This is a genomic window from Streptomyces sp. NRRL S-1022, from assembly GCF_000720135.1.
GTDB lineage: Bacteria > Actinomycetota > Actinomycetes > Streptomycetales > Streptomycetaceae > Streptomyces.
The window spans coordinates 1-11,380 of sequence record NZ_JOIU01000050.1 but is presented as its reverse complement, the minus strand read 5'-3'; the positions used below and the strand labels follow the sequence as shown (position 1 = coordinate 11,380).

Genomic DNA, 11,380 nt, shown 5'->3' with positions numbered 1-11,380 from the left:
GGGGTCAGCTCGTCCTGCCCAGAGCACGCTGCACGAGATCGGCAACGTCCATGGCGTCGATCAGGGTCTCGTCGTTCTCGGCCGGGGCCGCCGCGCCGGGCGCCCCGGACGCCGGGGCGTCCTCGGTGTCCACGAGGCCGAGCAGGGTGTCCAGGACGCCGGCGTCCCTGAACCGGGCGAGGGGGACGGTGGCGAGGGCTCGCCTGAGGTCGTCCTCCCGCCCGTCGAGCCCGTCGTCGGCGTCCCGCAGGAGCTCGGAGCGCAGGTAGCCGACGAGGGCGTCCGGCGTGGGGTAGTCGAAGATGAGGGTGGCGGGCAGCCGCAGGCCGGTCGCCACGTGCAGGCTGTTGCGCAGGTTGACGGCGGCGAGCGAGTCGAAGCCGACCTCCTGGAAGGCCTGGAGTGCCCCGATGCTCTCGGCGCCGCTGTGGCCGAGGACCGTGGCAGCGTGGCCGCACACCAGCCGGAGCAGGATGCGGTTCTGCTCGGCCTCGGGGACGTCGCGCAGGGAGTCCACGAGGCCGGCGGTGGTGTCGCCGTTCTGGGTGTCCGGCTGGGTGGCCCGCAGCGCGGCCTGCGCTTCGGGCAGGTCGGCGAAGAGCGGGCTGGGCCGCACCGAGGTGAACGCCGGGATGAAGGCGTCCCAGTCCATGTCGACCACCGTGACGGCCTTCTCCCGGGCCTGGACGGCCTGTTCGAAGGCGGTGAGGGCGATCGGCGGCGCCATCGGCAGCACACCGCGCCGGCGCAGCTGGGTGAGGGTGTCCTCGTCCATGCCGACGCCGATCTCGTCCAGGGCGCCCCAGGCGATCGCGGTCGCCGCGTGTCCGTGGCCGCGGCGCCACTCCACGAGGGCGTCGAGGACGGCGTTGGCCGCGCCGGACAGGCCCTGCCCGCCGCCGCCCCAGATGCCGGCGATGGAGGAGAACACCACGAACGCGTCGAGGGGGGTGCCGGCGAACCGTTCGGCGAGCCAGCGGGCGGTGTCGACCTTGGCGGTGAACACCTCGGTGAGTTCGGGTACGCCGGTGTCGTCCACGGAGCTGGCCAGGGCGATGTCGGCGGTGTGCACGACGGCGGTCAGCGGTGCGTCCGCCGGGGTGTCGGCGAGGAGTTTCTCGATCGCGGTCCGGTCGGTGTCGGCGCACGACTCGACGGTGGTGCCGGTGCCGAGCGCGGTCACGTCGGCGGTGAGGGAGGCGAGGGCGTCCCCGGGTGCGCCGGCCGTGGTGGTGACCAGGAGCCGGCGGGCGCCGGACCGGGCGAGCCACAGGGAGGCGTGCCGGCCGAGGCCCTCGGCGCCGCCGGTCACCAGGACGGTGCCGGCGGGCTGCCAGCCGGTGCCGTCGGCCGGGTCGGGGGCGGCCTTGCGCAGCAGCCTGCGGGTGTGCACACCGGACCGGCGCACGGCCAGCTGGTCGTCGTCACCGGGTTGTCCGAGCGCGCCGAGCAGGTGGCGGACGGCGCGGCTGTCGAGGGTGGCGGGCAGGTCGATCAGGCCGCCCCAGCGGTCGCCGCGCTCCAGGGCGGCGGCCCGGCCGATGCCCCAGACGGCGGCCTGGGCCGGTGCGGTGACGGTGTCCTGGATGCCGGCGCTGACGGCGCCGCGGGTCAGGCACCACAGCGGCTGCGCGGCCCCGGCGTCGCCCAGGGCCTGTACCAGCGCGAGGGTGGCCGCGGTCAGCGGGACGGGGTCCTGCGGGCCGTCCGGGCCGGCCTGGTCGAGTGCGAGCAGGGAGAGCACCCCGGTCACGTCGTGTTCGGCGAGGACGGCCGACAGGCGTTCGGCGAGCCGGGCGCGGCCGGCGTCGGCCGCCGCGACCTCCAGCAGGATCAGGTCGAGCCCCTGTGCGGTGAGTTCGCGCAGCAGCGCGGCCGGCGGCGAGTCCGCCGGACGCTCGGCCGGTACGACGGCCAGCCAGGTGCCGCCGGGGACGCCGGTGCCCTCCTGGTCGAGGGGGCGCCAGGTGACGTGGTAGCGCAGTTTCCCGGCCGCCGACCGCTCGCGCCGCCGGCCCCGCCAGTCGGCCAGCACGGGGACGACGGTGCGCAGCGCCTCGCGCTGTTCGGCCGCGGCCAGGTCGAGGAGGTGGGCCAGGGAGTCGGCGTCGGCCTGTTCGACGGCGGTCCAGAAGTCGGTGTCGGCGCCCTCGGCGGCGGGCTCGGCGTCCGTGCCGGTCTGTGCCTCCCGCAGCCAGTAGTGCCGGCGGTCGAAGGCGTACGTCGGCAGGTCCACCGGGGCGTGCTGTGCCTCGGCGGGCAGGACGCCCGTCCAGTCGACGGCCACGCCCCGGACGAACAGTTCGGCCATGGAGGCGAGCAGCCGCCGCGGTCCGCCCTCCTCGCGCCGCAGCGAACCGGCGGCGACGGCACGGAGCCGGACGCTGTCGTCAGCGGCCTGGTCGAAGATCTCGTTCACCGGCTGGAGGAGGACGGGGTGGGCGCTGGACTCGACGAACACCGTGTGGCCCGCGGCGAGCAGGGCGGCGACGGCCGGTCCGAAGCGGACCTGGCTGCGCAGGTTGCGGTACCAGTAGGCGCCGTCGAGGACGCCGGCCTCGCTCACCCAGTCGCCGGTGACCGTGGAGAAGAACGGCACCAGCGGAGCCCGGCCGCGGACGTCGGCGAACGCCTTCCCCAACGCCTGCTCGATCGCCTCGACATGACGGGTGTGGGAGGCGTAGTCCACCGCGACCCGGCGTACCCGTACCCCGTCGGCCTCCAGCGCGGCCAGCGCCTCGTCCAGCGCCTCCGCATCACCGGCGACCACCACGGAGGACGGCCCGTTGACGGCGGCCACCTCGACCCGGCCGCCCCAGCCGGTGATCCGCTCCGCCGCCTCCGCCTCGGAGAGTGCCACGGAGGCCATACCGCCCCGCCCGGCCAGCTCCCCGGCGATCACCTGGCTGCGCACGGCCACGATCCGCGCCGCGTCCTCCAACGACAGCGCACCGGCCACACACGCGGCCGCGATCTCACCCTGCGAATGCCCGACCACCGCATCCGGAACAACACCCACCGACGCCCATACGGCGGCCAGGGCGACGTTCACGGCGAAGCTCGCCGGCTGCACGACGTCCACCCGGTCCAGCAGATCGGCGTCACCGCGCAGGACGGCCCTCAAGTCCCAGTCCACGTAGGGCCGCAGGGCGCGGTCGCACTCCGCGATCCGCTCGGCGAACACCGGGGAGGTCTCCAGCAGCTCCCGGCCCATGCCGGGCCACTGCGAGCCCTGGCCGGGGAAGACGAGCACGGTCTTGCCGGGGCCGCCGGAGCCGGCGACGGTTCCGGTCACCAGCAGCGGGCTGCTCTCGCCCCGGGCCAGCGCGCCCAGCCCGGCCTGCGCCTCCTCGCGGGAACCGGCGACGACCACGGCCCGCTCGGACAGCAGCGCCCGCCGGGCGACGAGCGCGCCCGCGACCTCGGCCGGCGCGGCGTCCGTGGCGCCGGCGAACGCGGCCAGGCGCCCGGCCTGCGCGGCGAGGGCGGCCGTGGTACGGGCCGACACCACCAGCGGTACGACACCGGCGGGAACCGTCGGCCGGGCCACCGGTGCGGTGTCGGGCGCCTCCTCCAGGATGACGTGCGCGTTGGTGCCGCTGGCGCCGAACGAGGAGACGGCGGCCCGGCGGGGCCGGCCGGCCCGGGTCCACTCGCGGGCCTCGGTGAGCAGTTCGACCGCGCCCGCGGACCAGTCCGCCTGCGGGGTGGGCTCGGCGACGTTCAGGGTGGGCGGCAGGACGCCGTGCCGCATCGCCTCCACCATCTTGATCACCCCGGCGACTCCGGCGGCGGCCTGGGTGTGTCCGATGTTCGACTTCACCGAGCCCAGCCACAGCGGCTCCTCGCGGTCCTGGCCGTAGGTGGCCAGCAGGGCCTGGATCTCGATCGGGTCGCCGAGGACGGTGCCGGTGCCGTGGCCCTCGACCGCGTCCACGTCGGCGGGCCGCAGCCCGGCGGAGGCCAGCGCGCTCAGGATCACCCGCTGCTGCGAGGGGCCGTTGGGGGCGGTCAGGCCGTTGGAGGCGCCGTCCTGGTTGACCGCGCTGCCGCGCAGCACCGCCAGCACCCGGTGGCCGTTGCGCCGCGCCTCGGACAGCCGCTCCAGCAGGACCACACCCACGCCCTCGGCCCAGCCGGTGCCGTCGGCGGTGGAGGAGTACGCCTTGCAGCGGCCGTCGGCGGACAGGCCGCGCTGCCGGGAGAACTCCAGGAAGGCGTCCGGGGTGGCCATGACGGTGGCGCCGCCGGCCAGCGCGAGGGAGCACTCGCCGCCCCGCAGTGCCTGGGCCGCGAGGTGCATGGCGACCAGGGAGGAGGAGCAGGCGGTGTCCACGGTCACGGCCGGACCCTCGAAGCCGAAGACGTACGACACCCGGCCCGAGGCCACGCTGGCGGCCGTACCGGTCATGGTGTAGCCCTGCACGTCCTCGGGGACCTGGCGCAGCCGGGTCACGTAGTCGTGGTGGACGATGCCGGTGAACACGCCGACGTCCTGGCCGCGGGTGGACATCGGGTCGATGCCGGCCCGTTCCATGGCCTCCCAGGAGGTCTCCAGCAGCAGCCGCTGCTGCGGGTCCATGGCGAGGGCCTCGCGCGGCGAGATGCCGAACAGCTGGGCGTCGAACCGGGCGGCGTCGTGCAGGAAGCCGCCCGCCCGGGTGTAGCTGGTGCCGGGGTGGGCCGGGTCGGGGTGGTAGAGCCGGTCGATGTCCCAGTCGCGGTCGGTGGGGAACCCGGAGATGGCGTCGCGCCGGTCCATCACGAGCTGCCACAGGTCCTCGGGACTGTTGACGCCGCCGGGCAGCCTGCTGCTCATGGCGATGATGGCGATCGGCTCGTCGGGGTCCGCCGTGCCGCGCCGGACCAGGGCGGGCGTCGCGGGGCGGGTGCCGAGGAGTTCGCCGCGCAGGTGGTCGGCGAGGAGTGCCGGGGTGGGGTGGTCGAAGACCAGGCTGCTGGGCAGGCTGACGCCGGTGAAGTCGTGGAGCCGGTTGCGGAGTTTGACGGCGGTGAGCGAGTCGAAGCCGAGGTTCTTGAACGGCTGGGTCTCGTCGAAGCCGTCGGTGTCCCGGTGGCCGAGGACGGCCGCGGCGCTCTCCCGGACCAGGTCCAGCAGGATCCGGCGCTGTTCGGCGTCGGCGAGGCCGGTCAGCCGGGCCGCCAGTTCGTTGCCGTCGGCGGCCGGTTCCCGGCGGATGACGCGCCGGGCGGGGGTGGTCGCGAGGGGGGCGGAAGCGGGGGTGGTCGCGAGCGGGGCGGCTTCGGGGACGGAGTCCTCGCCGGCGGTGAACGCGACCGGGCCGAGCAGGGCCACGGGCCGGCCCTCGGGGTCGGCCAGCTCGACCAGGCGGCGGCCGTCGGCGGCCGGGGTGACGCGGACCCGCAGCTCGGTGGCGCCCACCGCGTACACCGCGAGGGTGGCGCACTCGGTCAGCGCGACGCCGTCCGAGGCGTCGGCCGCGATCCGCAGCGCGGCGTCGAGCAGCACCGGGTGCACGGTGAACTCCTGCGCCTGCTCGTCGAGTTCGGCGGGCAGGGCGAGGTCGGCGAGGATCCCGCCGCCGTCCTGCCGCCACAGTCCGCGCACCCCGTCCGGGGCACCGGCTTCGGCGGGCTCGTCCGGCCAGGTGCGCAGGTCGACGGCGTGGAGCGGGACGCCGGGGACCAGGGCGGCCCGGGCGTGCCGCAGCCACGGTTCGCCTTCCTGCCCGGCCGGCCGGCTGTGCACGGTGACGGCGCGTGTCCCCTCGGGGCCGGGCGCGTCGACGAAGACGCGGAGCTGGAGGTCGCCGTGCGCGGGGACGGCGAGGGGCGCGTCGACGGTGATCCGCTCCACGGTGCCGCCGCCGGCCTCGTCGCCGGCCCGGACCAGCAGCTCCAGCAGGACACCGGCCGGGAGGGTCCCCTCGGTGCCGGGGAGCAGGCCGGGGCCGCGACCGGACAGCCGGCCGGTGAGGACGACGCCGGTGCCGCCGTGCTCGCCGGGGACCTCCACGACACCGCCCAGCAGCGGGTGGCCCGCGGACCGGGCGCCGAGCGCCTCGGCGTCGGTGGCGGTGCCGCCGTCCACCCAGTACCGCTGGTGCTGGAAGGCGTAGGTGGGCAGTTCGGGGCCGACGGCCGGGCCGGGCCGGCCGAGGACGGCGGTCCAGTCGACCGGGACGCCCCGCACGTGCAGTTCGGCGAGCGCGGTGCGCACGGCGGTGTCCTCGGCGGTGTCCCGGCGCAGGGTGGTGACGCAGCCGCGGGTGTCCGGGCCGAGCGTGCCGAGGGCCATGGTGCTCAGGACGCCGCCGGGGCCGAGTTCGAGGTGGGTGACGGCGCCCTGGTCGCGCAGGGTGGTGACGGCGTCGGCGAACCGCACGGCGTGCCGGGCCTGGTCGGCCCAGTACTCGGGGGTGGCGAGCAGCCCCTCGCCGGCGAGCTCGCCGGTGAGCGTGGAGACGACCGGGATGGTGCCCGGCCGGTAGCGGAGCCGGGCGGCGACGGCGCGCAGCTCGTCGAGCATCGGCTCCATCAACGCGGAGTGGAAGGCGTGGCTGACGGACAGCCGGCGGGTCCGGTGGCCGTCCCGGGCGAGGCGCCCGGCGACGGCGGCGACGGCGTCCCCGGCGCCCGACAGGACCAGCGCCCGCGGGCCGTTGACCGCGGCGATCCCGACGACGCCCGGGGCCCCGGCGAGCAGCGGCGCCACCTCGTCCTCGGCCGCCTCCACGGCGGTCATCGCGCCGCCCTCGGGCAGGGCCTGCATCAGCCGGCCGCGGGCGGCCACCAGTTCACCGGCGTCCGCGAGGTCCAGGATGCCGGCGGCGTGCGCGGCGGCGATCTCGCCGACCGAGTGGCCGGCCAGCAGGCCGGGCCGTACGCCCCAGGAGACGAACAGCCGGAACAGCGCGGTCTCCAGGGCGAACAGCGCGGCCTGGGTGTAGAGGGTCTGGTCGAGCAGGGCGGCCGGTGCGGTGCCGGGCTCGGCGAACACCACGTCCCTCAGGGGGTGTTCGAGGCCGTCCAGGTGCCGCTCCACGGCGGCGCAGGCAGCGTCGAACGCGTCGCGGAACACCGGGTGGGCGGCGGCGAGTTCACGGCCCATGCCGGCCCACTGGCTGCCCTGCCCGGTGAAGAGGAAGGCGAGCTTGCCGTCGGCGGGGCCGCCGGTGACGGTGTCCGGTCCGGCGGTTCCCCCGGCGAGCGCGCGCAGGGCCTCGGTGAGCGGTTCCCGGCCGGCGGCCAGGACGACGGCGCGGTGGTCGAGGTGGGCGCGGGCGGTACCGAGCGCGTACGCGGTGGCGCCCAGCGGGGTGCCGGCGTGGGTACCCACCCAGTCCGCGAGCCGGGCGGCCTGTCCGCGCAGTCCGGCGGCGGTGCGGGCGGAGAGGGGGAAGAGCAGGAGGGTGCCGTCGTCGGCGGGGGCCGGCTCGGTGCCGTCCGTCCGTGCGGCCTCGGGGGCCTGCTCCAGGACCAGGTGGGCGTTGGTGCCGCCGATGCCGAAGGCGGAGACGCCGGCCCGGCGCGGGCGGCCGGTCCCGGGCCAGTCGCGTGCCTCGGTGAGCACCTCGACCGCGCCCGCCGACCAGTCGACGTGGGTGGAGGGCCGGTCGACGTGCAGGGTGCGGGGCAGCAGGCCGTGCCGCATCGCCATGACCATCTTGATGACACCGGCGACGCCGGCCGCCGCCTGGGTGTGCCCGAGGTTGGACTTCACCGAGCCGATCCACAACGGCTCTTCGCGGTCCTGGCCGTAGGTGGCGAGCAGGGCCTGCGCCTCGATGGGGTCGCCGAGGACGGTGCCCGTGCCGTGCGCCTCGACCGCGTCGACGTCCGCCGGTGCCAGGCCGGCGTTGGCGAGGGCCCTGCGGATGACGCGCTGCTGCGAGGGCCCGTTCGGGGCGGTGAGCCCGTTGGAGGCGCCGTCCTGGTTGACCGCGCTGCCCCGGATCACGGCGAGCACCTGGTGTCCCTGCCGTTCGGCCTCCGAGAGCCGTTCGACCAGCAGCACGCCCACGCCCTCGGACCAGCCGGTGCCGTCCGCGCCGTCCGCGAACGCCTTGCACCGGCCGTCGGGGGCCAGTCCGCGCTGCCGGGAGAACTCGACGAACGTCTCCACGTTGCCCATCACCATCACCCCGCCGGCGAGCGCCATGGAGCACTCCCCGTTGCGCAGCGCCTGCGCGGCCAGGTGCAGGGCGACCAGGGAGGAGGAGCAGGCGGTGTCGATGGTGACGGCCGGGCCCTCGAAGCCGAAGTGGTAGGCGACGCGGCCCGAGACGACGCTGCCGGAGCCGCCGGTGAGGCGGAAGCCCTCGGCGTCGGCCGCGTGGTGCATCCGTACGGTGTAGTCGTGGCTGTTGACGCCGACGAAGACCCCGATGTCCCGGCCGCCCAGACCGGTCGGGTCGATCGCGGCGCGTTCGAACGCCTCCCAGGACGTCTCCAGCAGCAGCCGCTGCTGCGGGTCCATGGCGAGGGCCTCGTTCGGGGAGATGCCGAAGAAGGCCGCGTCGAAACCGGGTGCGTCGTCGAGGAACGCGCCGTGCCGCACATAGGTCGTGCCGGCCTTGTCGGGATCGGTGTCGTAGAGCCGGTCGATGTCCCAGCCGCGGTCGCCGGGGAAGTCGGTGACGGCGTCGACCCCGTCGGCCACGACCCGCCACAGGTCCTCGGGGCTGTGCACCCCGGCGGGGAAACGGCAGGCCATCGCGACGATGGCGATCGGCTCGTCGGCCGCGGCGGGGCCCGGGGCGGGCGCGGCGGACGTGGGGGACGTGGGGGCGGTGTCACCGACGAGCCGGGCCCGCAGGTGCTCGGCGAGCGCGGCCGGCTTCGGGTAGTCGAAGACGACGGCCGAGGACAGCGTGAGACCGGTGGCGGTCGCCAGCCGGTTGCGCAGCTCCACCGCGGTCAGCGAGTCGAACCCGGCGTCCTTGAAGGCCCGGTCGGCGCGGACGGCGTCGGCCGTGCCGTGGCCGAGGACGTCGGCCGCGTTGCGCCGGACCAGGTCCAGCAGCAGCGCCGCCTGGGCCGCCGGGTCCATGGCGGTCACGCGGTCGCGCAGGCTGCCCTGGCCGGCGGTGCCGGCGGCGCGGGCCGGCGAGCGCGGCGCGGGCGCCAGGCCCCGCAGCAGCGGTGCCACGGGCGCGGTGCGGGCCGCCGCGCGCAGCGCGGGCAGGTCCAGTCTGGCGGCCACCAGGGCGGCGGGCAGTCCGCTGCCGGGGCGCAGGGCGAGGTCCAGCAGGGCGAGGCCCTCGGCCTCCGACAGCGCGGCCATGCCGAGCCGCCGGTTGCGGTGCAGGTCGGCGGCGCCCAGGTGCCGGGTCATCCCGCTGGCCCGCTCCCAGTAGCCCCAGGCCAGCGAGGTTCCGGGCAGTCCCTGGGCGCGGCGCCGCAGGGCCAGCGCGTCCAGGGCGGCGTTGGCGGCGGCGTAGTTGGCCTGGCCCGGGTTGCCGAAGACGTTCGCGGCGGAGGAGAACAGGACGAACGCGGCGAGGTCGTGGTCCCGGGTCAGCTCGTCCAGCAGCAGGGCCGCGTCCAGCTTGGGCCGCAGGACGGCGTCGACGCGGTCCGGGGTGAGCGCGGTGACCACGCCGTCGTCCAGGACACCGGCGGTGTGCAGGACGGCGGTCAGCGGATGCGCGCCGGGTACGGCGTCCAGGACGGCCGTCAGCTGGTCGCGGTCGGAGGTGTCGCAGGCGACGACCGTGACGGTGGCGCCCAGCGCGGTCAGTTCCTCGGTCAGCGGGGCCGCGCCGTCCGCCGCGGGGCCCCGCCGGCTGACCAGGAGCAGCCGGCGCACACCGTGGCCGGTGACCAGGTGCCGGGCGGTCAGTGCGCCGAGCGTGCCGGTGCCGCCGGTGATCAGCACGGTCCCGTCCGGATCGAGCGCCCGGCCCGGCCGTCCGTCACCGCTCTCCCCCGCCGGTACCCCGGCCCGGGTCAGCCGCGGCACCCGGGCGCCCGCGGCCCCGACCCGCACCACCGGTTCGCCGCAGGCGAGCAGGCCGGGCAGCGCGGCCCGGACCACCGCTTCGGCGTCCTGCCCCTCACCCGGGTCCGCGTACTCGACGAGCACGATCCGGCCGGGATGCTCGGACTGCGCGGACCGCAGCAGCCCCCGTACGGCGGCCGTGGCGAGGTCCGTGCCGTCCGCGCCGGCCGCCACCACCAACCGCGTGCCCTCCAGGGCGGGTTCGGCCAGCCACGCCTGGAGGACGGCGAGCGCGGCGGCCAGCGCGGTACGCGGCTCGGTCACCACGGGGTCCGCGGGGTCGAGGACGTACAGCAGTGCGTCCGCGTCCGCCGCGCCGGCGGTGACGTCCCGCGCGGTCCGCACGGTGACGACGGACGGCGTACCGTCACCCGCCGGCAGCGGCAGTTCCGTCCAGTCGACCCGGAACAGCGCGTCATGGGTGAGCGCCTCGGCGAGTCCGGCCCGCACCGGGTCGAACGGTGCGGACAGCACCGCGTCCACGGAGAGCACGGGCCGCCCCGCCGGGTCGGTCAGGAGGAGCCGGGTGCCCTCTCCCTCGGCTCCCGCCGAGCGCACGGTGACGGCGCTCGCGCCGGACGCGTGCAGACCGACCCCGCGCCAGGTGACGGCCAAGGTGCCGGCGGGCAGCGCCGTCCGCACGGCCGCGTCGAGCAGGGTGGGGTGTACGCCGTACCGGTCGGCGTCCCCGGCGGCCTCGCCGAGGTCCACCTCGATGCCGGGCCCCCCGGCCGGCCGGTCGTCCCCGGCCCCCGGCGAGGGCGCGAGCGTGCCGTACGCGTGCCGCGTCCAGTCGGCGTCCAGCGCGGAGTCGTCCGCTCGCGAGTACACCTCGACCGTACGCCGTCCGGCGCCGTCGGCCGCACCGACCACGGTCTGCACACTCCGGCCGCCGCGCACCGGCAGCACCACCGGCCGGTCGACGGTCAGCTCCGCCACGACCGGCACGCCGGCCTCGTCACCGAGCCGTACCGCCACTTCCACCAGAGCCGCGTTGGGTACCAGCACCGCGTCGTCCCCGACGAGATGCTCGGCCAGCCACGGCTGCGACCGCAGGGACCACCGCGAGGTCGTCATGAACCCCCCGGAGTCGGGCCGGCCGACGACCGCACCGAGCAGGGGGTGATCGGCCCGCGCCTGTCCGAGGGCGGCGGCGTCCGCCGCGGGGGCGGGCTCCAGCCAGTAGTGACGGCGGTCGAAGGCGTACGTCGGCAGGTCCAGGTGAACACCGGCGGTGCCCTCGGGCAGCACTCCGGTCCAGTCGACCGGCACGCCCTTGACGAACAGTTCGGCAACCGACGTCAACAGCCGCCGCAGGCCGCCCTCTTCGCGGCGCAGGGAGCCGGTGACGACCGCCTCCGTCCCCGCCTCGTCCACGATCTCGCTGACCGGCTG

1 protein-coding gene is annotated in these 11,380 nt (G+C 76.4%); it reads right to left on the bottom strand.

Annotation, left to right across the window (positions count from 1 at the left end):
• Positions 1-4: 4 nt before the first annotated feature.
• Positions 5-11,362: a type I polyketide synthase gene (locus tag IG05_RS49785; RefSeq protein WP_107051513.1), complete on the bottom strand. Its 11,358-nt coding sequence runs from the start codon at positions 11,360-11,362 to the stop codon at positions 5-7.
• Positions 11,363-11,380 lie beyond the last annotated feature (18 nt).